The organism is Amphibiibacter pelophylacis (assembly GCF_037688875.1).
Classification (GTDB): domain Bacteria; phylum Pseudomonadota; class Gammaproteobacteria; order Burkholderiales; family Burkholderiaceae_C; genus Amphibiibacter; species Amphibiibacter pelophylacis.
Genome location: NZ_JAWDIE010000011.1, coordinates 49,552 through 66,040 on the forward strand (window position 1 = coordinate 49,552; position 16,489 = coordinate 66,040).

Genomic DNA, 16,489 nt, shown 5'->3' on the forward strand with positions numbered 1-16,489 from the left:
TGTGTCCTTACAGCGACAGGAAAGCAAAGATCGGGCCGATCGATTTGTAGCCCATATACCAGGTCAGCAGGCAGGTGATGGTGCCCAGCACCAGCAGCCAGCGCGGGTAGTGATAGCCGCCCATCAGGTCGGCGCGCGTCCAGCCCACCCACATGAAAATGCTCAGGCCCAGCGGCAGGATCAGGCCGTTGAGGCCGCCCACAAACACCAGCAGCGCAGCGGGCGCAGTGCCCAGGCTGAGGTAAACCGCCAGCGAAATCACGATGAAGACCACCGTGCCGCGATTGCGGATCTGGTCGGTGACGTTTTTGTGAAAAACGGTGATGAAGGACAGCGAGGTGTACGCCGCGCCGATCACGCTCGTGATGGCCGCGCCCCACAGCACCAGACCGAAGACGCGCAGACCAAGCTCGCCCGCCGCATGCTGGAAAGCCTGCGCCGCCGGGTTGGCCGCCTGGCCGGACACATCCAGCGAGATGCCGCTGGCGACCACGCCCAGCACGGCCAGGAAGAGCACATAACGCATCAGGCCCGTGACCGCAATGCCGCTGAGTGCGCCGCGCGTGACCGCGCCCAGGTTCTCGACGCCGTGCACGCCCTTGTCCAGCAGGCGGTGCGCGCCCGCGTAGGTGATGTAGCCGCCCACCGTGCCGCCCACGATGGTGGTGATGGTGGCGAAGTTGATGCTGTCCGGCATCACCGTCTGGCGCAGCGCCTCACCCACCGGCGGGTTGGACACCCAGGCCACGAAGGCCGTCAGGGCAATCATCACCAGACCCAGCACGATGATGATGCGGTCCACCGCCGCCCCGGCGCGCTTCGAGGAGAAAATCCCGATCGCCACCAGCGCGCTCAGCGCCCCGCCCCACTTCACATCCAGCCCCATCAGGGCGTTCAGGCCCAGGCCCGCCCCGGCGATGTTGCCGACGTTGAAGGTCAGGCCGCCAAAAATCACGAAGATCGCCAGCAGGTGGCCGCTGCCCGGCAGCGCCGCGTTGGCCAGTTCGGGGGCGCGCATGCGCGTCAGGCTGACCATGCGCCAGACGTTGATCTGCACGACAAAATCGATTAGCACCGAAGCCAGGATGCCAAAGGCAAACGCCGCACCCATGGACGAGGTGAAGGTGGCGGTCTGGGTGATGAAACCCGGGCCGATGGCCGAGGTGGCCATGAGGAAAATGGCAGCGACCAGCGACGAGCGCCGCGATGCCGCAAACGAGACCGGCTTCGCACCGGGTGTGGGGTCCATGGCCATGATGGCTCCTTGGGTTGATCGGGAATGGGAGCGATTGTTCAACAATTTTTCTTTCCCGACCACCGGGCTATCCCTGGGTAAACTGATGGGCTTCATGAACGCATCCATCGTCCCCGCCATGACTACACCGACTGAACCCCAGGGCCTGGCCCTGAGGATTGCCGAAGACATCCGCCTCAGCGTGGTCGCGGGCGAGATCCGGGCGGGCCAGCGGCTGTCGGAAGCGAAGCTGTGCACGCAGCTGGAGGTGTCGCGCAACACGCTGCGCGAGGCCTTTCGCATCCTGGTCGCCGAAGGCCTGCTGATCCACGAGCCCAACAAGGGCGTATCGGTCACGGTGCCGACCATGGCCACGGTGATCGACATCTACCGTGTGCGCCGTCTGCTGGAATGCCAGGCGCTGCGCCAGGCCTATGCCGGCCATCCGGCCAGCAGCCGCATCCACCAGGCCGTGCAGCGCGCGCAGGAAGCGCAGGCCCGCCAGGACTGGCCCAGCGTCGGCACGGCCAACATGGCTTTTCACAAGGCGATCGTCGAGCTGGCCGACAGCCCACGCCTGAACCTGCTGTTCGAGCGCATCCTGGCCGAACTGCGCCTGGCCTTCGGGCTGCTGCAGTCGCCCGAGCTGCTGCACGCGCCCTATGTCAGCATGAACCAGCGCATTCTGGCGCTCTACGACGCCGGTGACATGGCCGCCGCCGCACAGGAGCTGGACAGCTATCTGAGCCACTCCGAGCGCGTTTTACTCGCGCACCTGGGCGAGCTGCAGACGCGCTGAAGCGGCCACAAGCGGCCCGCACGCGCGGTCGCCGGTTCACCCCGTCACCAGAAACCCGATCCGGATCGAATGCGTTTCGGGGATTTCGCTGTGGCTGAGCACCTTGAGGCGCGGCACCGGGCGGCGCAGCAGTCGCACCATGGCCGGGCGGATGGCGTCGGGCACCAGCAGGCAGGCGGGCATGCCCATGTCTTCGACCTGACGGGACAGCTCGCCCGCGTGGCGCGTCAGGCCCTCGGCGACGGTCGGGTCCAGCGCCGCGCCATGCGGTGAGGTCAGCGCCTGAACCACCAGACGCTCCAGGCTCGGGTCCAGCGCCATGACATCCAGTTCGCGCACCGGGCCGAAAATCTGCTGCACGATGGCCGGGGCCAGCTGCACGCGCACGCGCTGCGCGAGTTCCTGCGGGTCGGTGACCGTGCCCGCGTGCTCGGCCAGCGCTTCGATGATGCCGCGCATGTCGCGCACGTGCACGCCCTCGTCCAGCAGCAGCTGCAGCACCTTGTGCAGCACGGTATAGCTGACCAGCTTGGGCACCACGTCCTCGATCAGGCGCGGCGCCAGCTTGGCGGTGTGATCGACCAGGCTCTGCACCTCGACGCGGCCCAGCAGGCGGCCGGCGTGCGTCAGCATCAGGTGCGACAGGTGGGTGGCAATGACGGTTTCGCTGTCCACCACGGTGAAGCCGTGCATCTGCGCGTTCTCGCGCTGGTCGCCATCGATCCAGACGGCGGGCAGGCCAAAGGCCGGATCGCTGGTCGCCTGGCCGGGCAGCTTGTGCGTGACACCGCCCGGGTTGATGGCCAGGAAGCGGCCGGGCCAGGCTTCGCCCTCGCCCACCACCGCGCCGCGCAGCGAGATGCGGTAGGCGCTGGGGCGCAGGTCCAGGTTGTCGCGGATGTGCACGGGCGGCGGCAGAAAACCCACGTCCTGCGCGAACTTCTTGCGCACGCCCTTGATGCGCGCCAGCAGATCGCCGTCGCGGGCCTTGTCCACCATGGCGATCAGGCGGTAGCCCACCTCCAGGCCCAGCGTGTCCACGGGCTGCAGGTCGTCCCAGGTGGCTTCGGCGGCTTCGCCCGCCGCGCGCGCCGGGGCACTATCCGCGCCGCTGGCGCCCGCCGCCGCATCGTCCGGGCGGCCGTCCTGGCGCATCAGCCACCAGGACAGCGTGCCCAGCGCCCCGCCGATCAGGAAGAACACCAGGTGCGGCATGCCCGGGATCAGGCCCAGCATCCCGATGATGCCCGCCGCCATGCCCACGGCGCGCGGCGTGCCGAACATCTGCTGGCCGATCTGGCCGCCGATGCTTTTCTCGGAGCCCACGCGCGACACCACCATGGCCGCCGCGACCGAGATCAGCAGGCCCGGAATCTGCGCCACCAGCGCATCGCCCACCGCCAGAATGATGTAGCTGTCGGCGGCGGCGCTGGCGCTCATGTCGTGCTGCACCATGCCCACGATGATGCCGCCGATGATGTTGATGAACAGGATCAGGATGCCCGCGATGGCGTCGCCGCGCACGAACTTGCTGGCGCCATCCATTGATCCGAAAAAGTCGGCTTCCTCGGCCACTTCGGCGCGGCGGCGCTTGGCGCCTTCCTCGTTGATCAGGCCTGCGCTCAGGTCGGCGTCAATGGCCATCTGCTTGCCGGGCATGGCGTCCAGGGTGAAGCGTGCGCCCACTTCGGCGATGCGCTCGGCGCCTTTGGTCACCACGATGAAGTTGATCACCACCAGAATCGCGAAAACGATCAGGCCGACGGTGAAGTTGCCGCCGATCAGGAAGTGTCCGAACGATTCGATCACCTTGCCTGCCGCGCCCGGCCCCTCGTGGCCTTCCAGCAGCACCACGCGCGTCGAGGCGACGTTGAGCGACAGCCTCAGCAGCGTCGTGAACAGCAGCACCGTGGGGAAGGCGGCGAAATCCAGCGGCTTGACCATGCTGGCCGACACCATCATCACCATCAGCGCCATGGCGATGTTGAAGGTGAAGAACAGGTCCAGCACGAAGGCCGGCATGGGCAGCACCATCAGCGACAGCACCATGACGACAAAGAGCGGCACCAGCAGGCTCTGGGTCAGGGCGCGGCGGTCGCCGCCCATCAGGGACTGCAGGCGCAGCAGGGCGGCGTTCATGCCTCAGGCCCGTAGGTGGCGCTGCGGCGCGGGTCGGTGGCCGTGGGCTCGGGCGGCGGCGCGTCCTGCGGATCCAGCCCGCGCGGCACGCTGACGCGGGGCATGTCGCCGGGCATGGGCCCTTCCCCGCGCAGCGCGGCGCGCAGCTGGTAGACATAGGCCAGCACCTGCGCGACGGCGGCGAAAAGCTCGGTGGGCACCTCGCGGTCCAGCGGCACATGGGCATAAAGCGCCCGCGCCAGCGGGGGGCTGGTGAGCACCGGCACATCGGCGCGCCGGGCCGCGTCGCGGATCTGGAAGGCCAGGAAATCGGTCCCTTTCGCGACCACAGCGGGCGCGGCCATGCTGCCCTCGTCGTACTTCAGCGCCACGGCGTAGTGGTCGGGGTTCATCACCACCATGTCGGCGGCGGGCACGGCGGCCAGCATGCGGCGGCGGCCGATCTCGTGCATGCGCTGCTTCTGGCGGCCCTTGGTTTCGGGGCTGCCTTCGGATTCCTTGTGCTCCTGCTTGACCTCGGAGTGGCTCATGCGCAGCTTGCGCGCCATCATGAAGCGCTGCAGCGGCAGATCGACCAGACCAAACAGGCCAAGCACCCCCACCAGCAGCATCAACCCGCCCCAGATGCTGTGCCCCATGGCCGCGATGGCCTGGGGCACGTCCAGCCCCAGCAGCGCAGTGAAATCCGACAGGTGGTGAAACAGGTAAGCGCCGGCCACACTGCCCAGCACGGCCAGCACGCCGACGGATTTGGCCGTTTCGACCAGCTGCTGCGGCGAGACCAGCCGCGCCACACCCGTCAGCGGGTTGAGCTTGGAAAACTTCGGGGCCAGCGCCTTCATCGAGAAATTCCACCCGCCCGCCGCCAGGCTGGACGCCACCACGCCCGCCGTGATGCACAGCCCCAGCAGCACGATGGCGGCCAGCGCCTCCAGCCCCGGGCCCAGCAGGCGCTGGGGCAGCGTCATGGCGCGCAGCGACTGGGCGTCAAACGTCAGCCCCTGCTGCATCAGGCGCACCAGCCAGCCCCACAGCCAGGGCGCCGCCGCAAAAACCAGCAGCAGGCCCATGCCCACGACCGCCATGTGCGACAGCTCGCGCGAACGCGCCACCTGCCCGTCCTCGCGGGCCTTGCGGATGCGTTTCTCGGTGGCGGGAAGGGTCTTGTCGCTGTCGGACATGGCGGGCGTTGCGGGCGTGATGCAGGAAATCGCAGCGGCCACGATCCGGCCAGCGTTGTGATCGCATCTTGCCCTTCAGCGCCCGCGCTGTCCGGTCGATAAGTGGGGGAAAAGCGGACGAGTTTGGCGCCCGCCGGGGGGTTCGACCCGGCGCCCGGGAGTCAGGTGCCCGGCGTCAGCGGCTCAAGATAAGGGCTGTCGTTCGGGTCGGCAAAGAGTCGCTGCCCCGTATCCATGGCGCGGATGGCCTGCAGGTCTTCGCGCGTCAGCTGGAAATCAAACACCTGCAGGTTCTCGCGCTGGCGCTCGGCATTGGACGATTTGGGGAAGACCACCCGGCCCTCCTGCAAATGCCAGCGCAGCACCACCTGCGCCGGGCTTTTGCCATAGCGCGCCGCCATCTGGGCGATCAGCGGATCGCGCAGCACGTCGCCAGCGCGGGCCAGCGGGCTCCAGGCCTGCGTGATGATGGCGTTCTGGCGGTTGAACTCGAAAGCCGCGCGGTTCTGGAACTGCGGATGCAGCTCGATCTGGTTGACCACCGGACGCACGCCCGTCGCCTTGACCAGTGCCGAAATGTGCGCCGGTTCGAAGTTGGACACGCCGATCGATCGCGCCAGGCCCTGCTGCTGCAGATCGATCAGCGTCTCCCAGGTCTCGGTGGTCAGGCCCAGCACCGGGCAGGGCCAGTGGATGAGCAGCAGATCCACGCTGTCCAGCCCCAGACGCTCCAGGCTTTGGTGCACCGAAGCGGTGGCTTTTTCGCGCCCGTGGTGGGTGTTCCAGACCTTGGTGGTGATGAAGACCTCGTCGCGCGGCAGCCCGGACTGCACCAGCGCCTGGCCCACCCCGCGCTCGTTGCCGTAGGCCGCCGCCGTGTCGATGTGGCGGTAGCCCAGCTCCAGCGCCTGCAGCACGGCGGCGGCGGTCTCGTCCTGCGCAATATCCCAGACCCCCAGCCCCAGGCTGGGAATGCGTCGGCCGTCGTTCAGAACCTGATGGGGCATAGCGATGTCCTTGTGGATCGGGTGAGGGGCAGTCTAGCGTATGTGGGCGGTGTGCTCCGTCACTTTGCCCCGGCCCAGTCAGCCCCCCGAAACCTCCTCCGCCACAGCCGCATCCACCGGCAGACGGATCAGGTGATCGAAGGCCGACAGCGCGGCCTTGGCGCCTTCGCCCACCGCGATGACGATCTGCTTGTAAGGCACGGTGGTGCAGTCGCCCGCCGCAAAAACGCCGGGGATGCTGGTTTCGCCGCGCGGATTCACTTCGATCTCGCCATGGCGCGACAGCGACAGCGTGCCCTTGAGCCAGTCGGTGTTGGGCAGCAGGCCGATCTGCACGAAAAGGCCCTGCAGCGCAACCGTGTGCGTCTGGCCGCTGCGGCGGTCGGTGTACTCCAGGCCGTTGACCTTCTGGCCGTCGCCCAGCACCGCCGAGGTCTGCGCGTGGGTGATGACGGTGACGTTGGGCAGGCTGCGCAGGCGCGCCTGCAGCACGGCGTCGGCGCGCAGGGTGTCGGCGAACTCCAGCAGCGTCACGTGTGCGACGATGCCGGCCAGGTCAATGGCCGCCTCCACGCCCGAATTGCCCCCGCCGATCACCGCCACGCGCTGGCCCTTGAACAGCGGGCCGTCGCAGTGCGGGCAGAAGCACACGCCCTTGCCCTTGTACTGCTGCTCGCCGGGGACGCCCAGCTCGCGCCAGCGCGCGCCGGTGGACAGCACCACGCTGCGCGCCTTCAGGCTGGCGCCGCTGGACAATCGCACTTCGTGCAGGCCGTCGGCCCCGGCGGGGATGAGCTGTTCGGCGCGCTGAAGGTTCATCACATCGACCTCGTAGGCCTTGACGTGCTGCTCCATGGCGGCCGCCAGGCGCGGGCCCTCGGTTTCGGGGACGGAGATGAAGTTTTCGATGCCCGCCGTGTCCAGCACCTGGCCGCCGAAGCGTTCGGCGACCACGCCCGTGCGGATGCCTTTGCGTGCAGCGTAAATCGCGGCCGCGGCGCCCGCCGGGCCACCGCCCACGACCAGCACGTCAAAGGCGTCTTTGGTGGCGATTTTTTCGGCCTCTCGCACAGCAGCGCCAGTGTCCAGTTTCGCCAGGATGTCGGCCACGCCCATGCGGCCCTGACCGAAGGGTTCGCCGTTCAGGTAGACGCTCGGCACGGCCATGATCTGGCGCGACTGCACTTCGTCCTGGAAGAGCGCGCCATCCACCGTCACGTGGCGGATGCCGGGGTTGAGCACCGCCATCAGGTTCAGCGCCTGCACGACTTCGGGGCAGTTCTGGCAGGTCAGCGACATGTAGGTGACGAAATCCCACGAGCCAGGCAGCGCGCGGATGGCGTCGATCTGCTCGGCCTCGATGCGTGGCGGGTGGCCGCCGGCCTGCAGCAGCGCCAGCACCAGCGAGGTGAACTCGTGCCCCATGGGCAGCCCGGCGAAGCGGATGCCCATGTCCACGCCCGGACGCCCGATGCTGAACGACGGGCGGCGCGCATCGTCACCATCCAGGCGCACGCTGACCTTATCCGAGCAGGCCGCGATGTCGCCCAGCAGCTCGCGCATCCGGGCCGAGGATTCGTCCTCACCCAGCGTCGCCACCAGTTCCACGGGGTGCTGCAGCTTCTCCAGGTAGGCTTTCAGTTGGGGGATCAGGGCGGCGTCAAGCATGGTTCACCTCATCAGGATTCAAAAAAAAGCGCCTGCGCCGGACAGACCGGCGCGGCGCATGGACCGGCTGGCAAAGCGCCAGATGGTCCGGGCCCAAGGGCCTGCGATCAGATCTTGCCGACCAGGTCCAGGCTGGGGGCCAGCGTTTCGGCGCCCGGCGTCCACTTGGCGGGGCAGACTTCGCCCGGGTGAGCGGCGATGTACTGGGCGGCCTGCACCTTGCGCAGCAGCTCGTTGGCGTCACGGCCGATGCCGTTGTCGTGGATTTCGCACAGCTTGATCTGGCCTTCGGGGTTGATCACGAAGGTGCCACGCAGCGCCAGGCCCTCTTCTTCGATCATCACGCCGAAGTTGCGGGTGATGGTGCCCGTCGGGTCGCCGATCAGCGGGTAGGCGATCTTTTTGATCGTGTCCGACGTGTCGTGCCAGGCCTTGTGCGTGAAGTGGGTGTCGGTGGACACGCCGTAAATTTCCACGCCCAGCGATTTGAAGGTGCTGTAGTGGTCGGCCAGATCGCCCAGTTCGGTCGGGCACACGAAAGTGAAGTCGGCCGGGTAGAAGAACATCACAGACCACTTGCCCTTCAGGCTGTCCTGCGTCACAGGCACGAACTTGCCGTTGTGATAGGCGGTGGCAGAGAAAGGCTTGATTTCGGTGTTGATCAGGGACATGGTCGTTGAAGCGAACAGTTGATAAGGCCAAAAATATAGCACAAACCGAGGGAAAACCCTTTATTTGATAGTGAAAAGCTATTCCGACCGCTTAACTGACTCATGCACCACAAAATTAACATGCATGTTAACATTCAATCCTGATCTAACGTATCCAGTTCTTTGTTGTGGACCAGAGGATCGTGATCCTTCACGGCTTCATCAAGAAAACACCAGCCACACCGCAGGCCGAACTAAAAATCGCCCGCAAACGCATGAAGGAGGTTCACCGTGTCTGACACTGAGCAGTTCGCACCTGTTGACTTCGAGCCAGAAGCCTACGCCAGGCAGCGCAGTGCCGCCGATCCGGCGTTCAAGAGCGCCCATGACGCGCTGGAGGATGAGTTCAGCGCGCTGGATGTCCTGTTGCGGGCCCGCAAGGAGGCCGGTCTCAGCCAGGCGGAAGTCGCGCAGCGCATGGGCATTGCGCCTGCCTCGCTGGCCCGCATCGAAAGCAGCGTCGGCAACCGGCGCCATGCGCCGTCGCTCTCAACGCTGAGACGCTATGCGCAGGCCTGCGGCAAACGCCTGGCACTGCGTCTGGACTGAATCGCCCTCGGCAGCAGGGCACCGCCGCTCTCCAGACTCACCCCCCCATCCCCGGCCCCACCGTTTCGGCGCCATGGCGCATCTGGCGGCCCTGGACCAGCTCGTTCAGAATCTCGTGATACAGCGCCAGCCGGCGGGGCGAAAGACGCCCAGCGGCCACAGCGGCGCTGACCGCGCAGCCGGGCTCGTGGCCGTGACGGCAATCCAGAAAGCGGCAGTCGGGGCTGAGGCGGGCGATGTCGGGCATGAGCCCGCCCAGGGCGTCTGGCGCCACGTGCTGCAGGCCAAACTCCTGGAAGCCCGGAGAATCCAGCAGCGCAGGCACCGGCCAGCCGTCCTGCGGATGCGCGCTGGCGCCCTCGGGCACGAAAAGCCGCGTGTGCGTGGTGGTGTGGCGGCCGGAGTTGAGCGCCTGCGAAATCTCGCCCGTCACCGCCTGCGCCTGGGGCACCAGCAGGTTGACCAGCGTGCTTTTGCCCGTGCCGCTGGGCCCCAGCACCAGCACGCGCTGCCCGGCCAGCAGGGGCTCCAGCAGCGCTTTGGCCGCATCGGGCTGCTGCGCCAGCGACAGGCGGTGCACGGCCACGCCCATATCGGCGTAAGGCTGCAGGCGCGCATGGGCCGCGTCGGCGCCGGGCAGGTCGGACTTGTTGAAGAGGATGTCGGCCGCGATGTCCGCCGACTGCGCCGCGATCAGCGCGCGCGCCAGCTGGCTTTCGCTGAACACGGGCTCGACCGCGACCATGATCCACAGCCGGTCCACATTGGCCGCGAACGATTTGCTGCGCCACAGATCCTGCCGGTAAAGCAGGTTGCTGCGCGGCTGGACGGATTCGATGACCGCGCCATCGCCCGTCGGCCGCCACAGCACGCGGTCGCCGACCACGGTCTCGCTTTTCTTGCCGCGCGAGTGCGCGTGCATCGTCTCGCCGCTGCGCGTGCGCATCAGATCATGGCGACCATGGCTGGCGACGATCCAGCCCTCCTGCAGGCTGGCGTCGGGTGCGGCGACGGGTTTTTTCCCGGAGCCCGGCCGACCCGAGCCCGCGCTGCGGGGCTGGCGCGGCGCCATCAGGCGGCCCCTGCCGTCTGGGCCTCAAGCCCGGGCGTCAGACGCGGCAGTCGGGCCAGCGCGGCCAGGCGCTCGGACGCGGGCGGGTGCGAGTAATAAAAGCGCGCATAAACCGGATCGGGCGTCAGCGTCGAGGCGTTGTCGCGGTAGAGCTTGAGCAGCGCGCTGCGCAGCGCGTCGCGGTCGGCGTGGGCGCTGGCGTAGGCATCCGCCTCGAACTCGTGGCGGCGCGACAGCCGCGCCGTGAAAGGCGACAGCGCGAAAGTGAATTCGGGCAGCGCCAGCATCAGAAGGATGAGCAGCGCCGCGTGATCGCGCGGCAGCGTGCCGGGCAGCACGCCCAGGCCAGTGTAGAACCAGCCCTGCTGGCCCACCCAGCCCAGCAGCGCCAGCAGCGGCAGGCCCAGGCCCAGCGCAATCCCGATCCGCCAGGCGATGTGGTTCAGGCGGAAATGCCCCAGCTCGTGCGCCAGCACGGCATGGGTTTCCTCGGGGCTGAGCTTGTCGAGCAGCGTGTCGTAAAAGACCACGCGCTTGGCCCGGCCCAGGCCCGTGAAATAGGCGTTGGCGCGCGCGCTGCGGCGGCTGCCATCGACCACGAAAACGCCGCGCGACTGAAAGCCGCAGCGCCGCATCAGCGCCTCGATGCCGGCCAGCAGCTCGGCGTCCTTCAAAGGCTCGAAACGGTTGAAGAGCGGCGCGATCCACAGCGGGAAAATCACCATCATCGCCAGCGTGAACGCCACCCAGATGCCCCAGGCCGCCAGCCACCACAGCGGGCCTGCCGCCGCCATGGCCCACAGCACCAGCGCGGCCAGCGGTCCGCCGATCAGCAGCGCAAGCAGCAGGCCGCGCGCCTGATCGCTCCAGAAGAGGCGCTGCGTGCTGCGGTTGAAGCCGTAACGCGCCTCCAGCCGGAAGGTGCTCGCCCAGGAAAAGGGCAGATCAATCAGCGCGCCGACCAGGGCGAAAACGCCCAGCAGCACCAGCCCGGCCAGCAGCGGGTGCTGCACCAGAAAAGGCTGGGCGGCAATCTGCTCCTGCACCCACTGCAGGCCGCCCGCCAGCGTCCAGCACACCAGCAGCAGCACGGCCACTGCCGAACCCAGCAGATCGTGCTGCAGGCGGTCGGCCGTGTAGCGCGCCGCCGTGGCGTGTTTGTCGGGCTCGATGTGTCCGGCAAAATCGGCGGGCACGTCGTGCTGGTGGCTCAGTACGCTGCGCACCTGGCGCAGGTTGAGCCACGCCTTCAGCCCCAGATTGAAGGAGATGAGCACGGCAAACAGCAGCGAAAAAATCAGGCTGGGTGTCAGGTCTGGCATGGTGGCAAAGGCGGCGGTGCGCCGCAGGCGGTTCATCGCGGGCCTGAGGCTGCGACAATACGCCATCAGCCCTGCCCGCATCTGCGCATTGTCAGCCATGACAGGCGCCTTTGCAGAGCGGTACTTTTCCTGCCTTCGCGGCCGACCTGACTTCTGCGCGAAACTTCAGCGCCATCCATCATGACCGACGCCCCTGCCCCCCACGCCACGCCCGACCCGTCCACCCCGATTGCGCCGGTGTACACGCCCGCCGAAGCCATGCCCGAAGGCTGGGTGCGCCGCGAGGATCACCTGGTCTGGCTGGATCTGGAAATGACGGGCCTGGAGCCCGCCACCGACCGCATCATCGAGATCGCCGTCATCGTCACCGACGCCCAGCTGGACGTGCGCGTGGCCGGGCCGGTTTTCGCCATCCACCAGAGCGACGCCGTGCTCGACACCATGGACGCCTGGAACCGCGGCACGCACGGCAAAAGCGGCCTGACGCAGCGCGTGCGCGAGAGCACTTTTTCGGAAGAAGAGGTCGAAGCGCGCGTGCTCGAATGGCTGCGCACCATGGTCCCGGCGGGCAAAAGCCCGCTGTGCGGCAACACCATCGGGCAGGACCGGCGCTTTCTGAACAAATACATGCCGCGCCTGGAAAATTTCTTCCACTACCGCAACATCGATGTCAGCACCCTCAAGGAGCTGGCGCGGCGCTGGAAACCGGCCATCCTGCCCGGCTTTGCCAAGGCGCAGAAGCACACCGCGCTGGCCGATATCCACGAATCCATCGACGAGATGCTCTACTACCGCGAGCATTTCATCAACGCGCCCAGGATCTGAGCCCACCATGCCCTCTGACGCCCAAAAATGGCAGGACTTCTGGCACTTCGACGAGGTGCAGGGCCACTCCGTGCATGACTCGGGTCTGCGCGTCATGCTCGATGACGGGGTGGGTGTCGCGGTCAACCCGGCCGAGATCGAAGCCGCACTGACGCCCAGGCACGGCGCGCACAACGCGGCGGCCATGGTCGCCCGCCTGACCCGGGAAGGCGCACAAATCCTGATCGATCCCTACGCCCGAGGCTGGCGGAGCACGGCGCGCCCGCAGACCAGCTAGAGCCCGCGCTCACCGCATCAGGGCTGGCGCACAGCAGCCCGGTTGGCCGCTTCGATCACGCCCACGCCCATCAGCGGACCGACCACCTCGCGCAGGGCGCGCGTACCAAAATGCGTTGTGGGCGCCGCTGACGAGCGGCGGTCCGCCCCCGTCGGGTTGCTTTGCGCGTTGTAGGCATAGTCCTGGTTGGTGGACGTGGGCGTCACGCCATCGGCCTGGTACATGAAGGGCACAAAGCTGACCTGCGGCAGGGCGCTGCGCCCGTAAGTTTGCAGGTAAACGGTGTCGTAACCCGGGCGCTTCCAGGAAATGGAGGTATCGCCCGCGATCCAGGGCGTGCGGCTGCAGTCGCTGTCCAGACACTGGGCGCGGCTGGTTCTGTTCAGATCACTGCCGAAGGTCTTGAGCTGGGCCTCGAACGCGGCTTTGTGTCCGCTGGGATTGCCCAGATCGGACTCGCCCTGCATCCAGGCCACGCCGACCAGCACGTTGCGCGGGTTCTGCTGCAGGGCCCAGCGCGTGCGCTCCAGCATGTCCAGGTAGAGGCCGGTCTTGCCGCCCTCGTTGGCCGCGTGGCCGCCCGAAACGCCCCAGCGGGTCCAGGTGCCGGTAGACGTGCCGCCCCGGCTGCCGTCCACGTAGACCCGGGTCAGGCCCGGCGTATAGGCGCTGTCTGACCCTGTCGTGAAAGCAGCACTGCCACGCGCCGCAGGGACCAGCAGGATGCCCGCATCAGCCGGGATGTATGGCAGCAGCTTTTTGGCCAGCGACAGGCCCGCGCCCACGGTACCGCCGTACCTGGCCCAGTCACGCTGGCCGTTGCGCACCAGGGTGTGGCTGACGCCGTTTTTCAGGCTGGACCCGGCCATGTCCTGCACGTGATCCAGGTTGAAGGTGGCCGGGACCACGGTGTGATCGCGCCCGGCCGCGCGGCCCACCTGGACGATACGCGCGTCAGGCGCATCCAGGCCGTCCGGATCGGCCAGCTCTTCGCCGTAGCCGACCATGTTGGACTGGCCCGCCAGCACCAGCACGTAGTAGTAAGACGGGACTTTGGCCGTGATGGTGGCTGCAGCCGAGGCAGTAGGCAGTGCATCGGCGATCAGTTCGAAGCGCGGGGAATGGCCCGGGCTGATCAGGGCGTCGTCCAGCGTCAGCAGGCGGCTTTGGGCGCTGGCCGCTGTGTGGTTGACCTCGAAACGGCCGTTCACGCGCTGCCCATTGGGGGTGACGAAAACGGCGGTGTATGGCGCACTGCGCTCCAGTTCGGGCAGCTGGCTGGAAAAATCAAAAACCAGACGACGGCCTTTGGCGCCACCGGTCATGGTCACCGCGTTGCTGGAACGGGCGATCTCCACCGTGCTGCCCGCCCGGCGCAGCGACAGATACACCGGCCCGGGCAGCGACAGGCTGCCCGCGTCAAACAGCACGATCTGGCGCAGCGCCAGCTTTTGCGCGCCCTGCACCGAGGCTTTGGCGGGCGACACGGCCGTGCCGTCGTCCAGCGCCAGCGTGAAGCCGCTGTACGTGCCTTTGGACGCGAAATCGGTCGGGCCCACGCGGCTGAAGCGCGCCACGTCGCGCTGGAAAACCACCGCGTCGCCCGACACCGTGAAGCGCGGCGAGTAGGCCGGTTCCAGCACCCTGCCGTCTCTGGACAGGAACTGGCTGTCGGGGCTGGCGGTGTTGTTGGCCTCGCTGCGGCCCATCACATCGGCGCCTGCCGCGTTGACGAACGCGACCCGGTAAGGCGTATTGCGATCCAGCATCGCAGGGGCGCTGGCGCCGAATTCGAAGTTCAGCGGGCGGCCTTTGTCGCCCCCCGTCATCGACAGGCTGTTGACCGAACGCGCGATCTCGGTCCCCGTGACGCTGTCGCGTATCGACAGAAACACCGGCGTGGTGGCCCCCGTGCCGCCCGCGTCGTACAGCGTGAAAGTGCGCAGGGCCAGCTGCGCCGTGTCGGGCGTGGCGGCGGTCTGGCGCGTCACGCGCACCTGGCGGTCGCCCAGCAGAAAGCTCATCGCGGGGTAATTGCCTTTGGAGCTGGCGTTGGTGGAGGTCACCTGCGCGTAGCTGACCGTGTCCGCCAGCGCGGACGCGCTCCACATCCCCATGACCACCAGGGCGGCACAGGCCACCGCATCTGTTCTGAATCCAGCCATCAAACGCCCCATGCACAACACAACACCGGGCCAGCCATCAGGCCCCGCAGAAGGCGGATGATACCGACTTGACCCACTCATCCGGGCAGAAAAAACCCTGATGATTTAGAAGATGAAGAAAGACAATGCAGACAGATGGGCTCTGTAAGACACGTTTCAGCCCAGCCTGATCTGCAAATGCTCCAGCCCGCGGTACACCGCGTTGGCGGTATCGAAGGCCGATGAGGCGATCTGCAGCGTGGGCCAGCGGCGGGCGGCGCGGGCGAAGACGGTTTCGGCCTCTATGTGGCTCAGGCCCAGGCCAATGCACAGGTGCGGACCTTGGCCGAAGGACAGGTGCAGCCCGGCGTCGCGGCGGATGTCCAGCTGGTCAGGATGGGCGTAGCGCGCAGGATCGCGGTTGGCGCTGCCGATCAGCGCGATGACCAGATCGCCCCGGCGCAGGGTCTGGCCGTGCCAGTGCAGATCGCTGACCAGGCGGCGGCCGGTGTACTGCACCGGGCTGTCCCAGCGCAGCAGCTCGCGCACGGCGCCGCTCGCCGCTTCGGGGTGGTCGGCCAGATCGCGCCAGGTGGCCGGGTGCTGCAGCAGCGCCAGCAGGCCGTTACCCAGCAGGTTGCGCGTGGTTTCGTGCCCGGCAAAGAGCAGCATGGCGCACTGGGCGATCAGCTCGGCGCGGGACAGCGGGGCACTGTCACCCGGCCCGCTTTCCCGGCCTTCAGTGCGAGCGCTCTGGTCCTCGTCCCAATCGGTGTGCGCCAGCAGGTGACCGACCAGATCGCCCGCAGATTCTGGCGGCGTGCCCGCGCGGGCGCGGACCTCCAGATGCTGTTCGAACCAGGCCGTGAGCTGGCGCAGCGCCCGGCTGGCCGCCATGAACTGTCGCCGCCCGGGCTGGACCGCGCCGATGAAGGCCGCGATGTCGTCCGACCACGCCACAAACTGCGGCTGCAGCGGCACGCCCAACAAGTGGGCGATGACACGGGCGGGCATGGCGCGGGCCACGGTGGGCATCCAGTCCACCGTTTCGCCGCGCTGCAGGGCGGCGTCGACCGCGTCCAGATGCTCATCGGCCATCGCCGAGATCGCGGCCTGCGAGGCGCGCAGCGCCACGGGCGCAAAGGCCTTCTGCATCAGCTTGCGCACGCGGCCGTGGTGCGGCGCATCCAGGAAAATCAGGCTGCGGGCGAAAAAGCGCTGGAAGGCCAGGCGCTCGGCACGGGCCGCATCGTCCACCCCGCCCGCCCCGGCCGACAACGCAGCGGCATCGTCAGGCGGAGCGCCTTCACCATCCAGACCCCATCGGCGCGCCAGCGCCTGGCCGATCCAGCCACCAGTGCGCTGCGCCGAAAAGCGGGGGTCGCGCAGCACGGCTTCGCAGTCGTCATGGCCAGTGACCAGCCAGGCGCCCCCGAAGAACTGGGGGCTCCAGTGCAGCGGGCCGCTGCCCCTCAGGCGGGCGTAGTGCGGATAAGGGTCCCGCCAGGTGGCCGGGGCGCGCCAGTCGGTCGCGTCCGGCGGCAGGCTGCCGTCGGCCACGG

General features: G+C 67.8%; 15 protein-coding genes. 5 read left to right on the forward strand and 10 right to left on the reverse strand.

Features of this window, described 5'->3' with window-relative positions:
• Positions 1-7: 7 nt before the first annotated feature.
• Positions 8-1,255: an NRAMP family divalent metal transporter gene (locus tag RV045_RS08505; protein ID WP_423235354.1), complete on the reverse strand. Its 1,248-nt coding sequence runs from the start codon at positions 1,253-1,255 to the stop codon at positions 8-10.
• A 118-nt stretch (positions 1,256-1,373) separates the two neighbouring features.
• Here RV045_RS08505 and RV045_RS08510 point away from each other — a divergent pair, with 118 nt between their 5' ends.
• On the forward strand, positions 1,374-2,033 hold the full coding sequence (locus RV045_RS08510) for a GntR family transcriptional regulator (protein WP_423235401.1): 660 nt from the start codon (positions 1,374-1,376) through the stop codon (positions 2,031-2,033).
• Between the two features lie 36 nt (positions 2,034-2,069).
• On the opposite strand, the gene flhA is transcribed toward RV045_RS08510, so the two are convergent.
• The 5 genes from flhA to ahpC all read right to left on the reverse strand — a co-directional run bounded on the left by flhA (position 2,070) and on the right by ahpC (position 8,699).
• Positions 2,070-4,172, reverse strand: coding sequence for a flagellar biosynthesis protein FlhA (gene flhA, locus RV045_RS08515; protein ID WP_423235355.1), 2,103 nt, complete (start codon positions 4,170-4,172; stop codon positions 2,070-2,072).
• Entirely contained in the window at positions 4,169-5,395 is a 1,227-nt protein-coding gene (locus RV045_RS08520) for an EscU/YscU/HrcU family type III secretion system export apparatus switch protein (RefSeq protein WP_423235356.1), read from the reverse strand. Before RV045_RS08520 ends, flhA begins: the two co-directional genes overlap by 4 nt.
• A gap of 119 nt (positions 5,396-5,514) precedes the next feature.
• Positions 5,515-6,360 (reverse strand): aldo/keto reductase, encoded by an 846-nt coding sequence (locus tag RV045_RS08525; RefSeq protein ID WP_423235357.1) that lies wholly within the window; start codon positions 6,358-6,360, stop codon positions 5,515-5,517.
• Between the two features lie 78 nt (positions 6,361-6,438).
• Positions 6,439-8,028 (reverse strand): alkyl hydroperoxide reductase subunit F, encoded by a 1,590-nt coding sequence (gene ahpF / locus RV045_RS08530; protein WP_423235358.1) that lies wholly within the window; start codon positions 8,026-8,028, stop codon positions 6,439-6,441.
• Positions 8,029-8,135: 107 nt separating this feature from the next.
• On the reverse strand, positions 8,136-8,699 hold the full coding sequence (ahpC, locus tag RV045_RS08535) for an alkyl hydroperoxide reductase subunit C (RefSeq protein WP_423235359.1): 564 nt from the start codon (positions 8,697-8,699) through the stop codon (positions 8,136-8,138).
• A gap of 167 nt (positions 8,700-8,866) precedes the next feature.
• On the opposite strand from ahpC, the gene RV045_RS08540 reads away from it, so the two are divergent.
• Both RV045_RS08540 and RV045_RS08545 read left to right on the forward strand, forming a co-directional pair.
• A complete protein-coding gene (locus tag RV045_RS08540; RefSeq protein WP_423235360.1) occupies positions 8,867-8,977 on the forward strand; it encodes a type II toxin-antitoxin system RelE/ParE family toxin in 111 nt (36 codons plus the stop codon).
• Positions 8,970-9,287 (forward strand): helix-turn-helix domain-containing protein, encoded by a 318-nt coding sequence (locus RV045_RS08545; protein ID WP_423235361.1) that lies wholly within the window; start codon positions 8,970-8,972, stop codon positions 9,285-9,287. The genes RV045_RS08540 and RV045_RS08545 overlap by 8 nt, the downstream gene beginning before the upstream one ends.
• Positions 9,288-9,324: 37 nt before the next feature.
• On the opposite strand, the gene rsgA is transcribed toward RV045_RS08545, so the two are convergent.
• Positions 9,325-10,359, reverse strand: coding sequence for a ribosome small subunit-dependent GTPase A (gene rsgA, locus RV045_RS08550; RefSeq protein ID WP_423235362.1), 1,035 nt, complete (start codon positions 10,357-10,359; stop codon positions 9,325-9,327).
• Complete coding sequence (locus RV045_RS08555) at positions 10,359-11,717, reverse strand: M48 family metallopeptidase (protein WP_423235363.1); 1,359 nt, start codon at positions 11,715-11,717, stop codon at positions 10,359-10,361. The genes rsgA and RV045_RS08555 overlap by 1 nt, the downstream gene beginning before the upstream one ends.
• Before the next feature lie 222 nt (positions 11,718-11,939).
• On the opposite strand from RV045_RS08555, the gene orn reads away from it, so the two are divergent.
• Together orn and RV045_RS08565 are read left to right on the forward strand one after the other, a co-directional pair.
• Positions 11,940-12,506 carry an oligoribonuclease gene (gene orn / locus RV045_RS08560; protein WP_423235402.1) on the forward strand — a complete coding sequence of 189 codons (567 nt, stop codon included), beginning with the start codon at positions 11,940-11,942 and terminating at the stop codon, positions 12,504-12,506.
• Between the two features lie 7 nt (positions 12,507-12,513).
• The gene (locus RV045_RS08565) at positions 12,514-12,783 is read left to right on the forward strand and encodes a hypothetical protein (protein WP_423235364.1); all 270 of its coding nucleotides are present in this window, start codon (positions 12,514-12,516) and stop codon (positions 12,781-12,783) included.
• 17 nt (positions 12,784-12,800) lie between these two features.
• Here the strand turns inward: RV045_RS08565 and RV045_RS08570 are convergent, their stop codons facing one another.
• Together RV045_RS08570 and RV045_RS08575 are read right to left on the reverse strand one after the other, a co-directional pair.
• The gene (locus RV045_RS08570) at positions 12,801-14,924 is read right to left on the reverse strand and encodes a sialate O-acetylesterase (protein ID WP_423235365.1); all 2,124 of its coding nucleotides are present in this window, start codon (positions 14,922-14,924) and stop codon (positions 12,801-12,803) included.
• A gap of 180 nt (positions 14,925-15,104) precedes the next feature.
• Positions 15,105-16,487: a cytochrome P450 gene (locus RV045_RS08575; RefSeq protein ID WP_423235366.1), complete on the reverse strand. Its 1,383-nt coding sequence runs from the start codon at positions 16,485-16,487 to the stop codon at positions 15,105-15,107.
• Between the last annotated feature and the right edge of the window lie 2 nt (positions 16,488-16,489).

What these genes read in the sequence shown, in the direction of transcription:
- RV045_RS08505 (WP_423235354.1), bottom strand. Translation starts at nt 1,255, where the DNA reads ATGGCCATGGACCCCACACCCGGTGCGAAGCCGGTCTCGTTTGCGGCA.
- RV045_RS08510 (WP_423235401.1), top strand. Translation starts at nt 1,374, where the DNA reads ATGACTACACCGACTGAACCCCAGGGCCTGGCCCTGAGGATTGCCGAA.
- flhA (WP_423235355.1), bottom strand. Translation starts at nt 4,172, where the DNA reads ATGAACGCCGCCCTGCTGCGCCTGCAGTCCCTGATGGGCGGCGACCGC.
- RV045_RS08525 (WP_423235357.1), bottom strand. Translation starts at nt 6,360, where the DNA reads ATGCCCCATCAGGTTCTGAACGACGGCCGACGCATTCCCAGCCTGGGG.
- ahpF (WP_423235358.1), bottom strand. Translation starts at nt 8,028, where the DNA reads ATGCTTGACGCCGCCCTGATCCCCCAACTGAAAGCCTACCTGGAGAAG.
- ahpC (WP_423235359.1), bottom strand. Translation starts at nt 8,699, where the DNA reads ATGTCCCTGATCAACACCGAAATCAAGCCTTTCTCTGCCACCGCCTAT.
- rsgA (WP_423235362.1), bottom strand. Translation starts at nt 10,359, where the DNA reads ATGGCGCCGCGCCAGCCCCGCAGCGCGGGCTCGGGTCGGCCGGGCTCC.
- RV045_RS08555 (WP_423235363.1), bottom strand. Translation starts at nt 11,717, where the DNA reads ATGAACCGCCTGCGGCGCACCGCCGCCTTTGCCACCATGCCAGACCTG.
- orn (WP_423235402.1), top strand. Translation starts at nt 11,940, where the DNA reads ATGCCCGAAGGCTGGGTGCGCCGCGAGGATCACCTGGTCTGGCTGGAT.
- RV045_RS08565 (WP_423235364.1), top strand. Translation starts at nt 12,514, where the DNA reads ATGCCCTCTGACGCCCAAAAATGGCAGGACTTCTGGCACTTCGACGAG.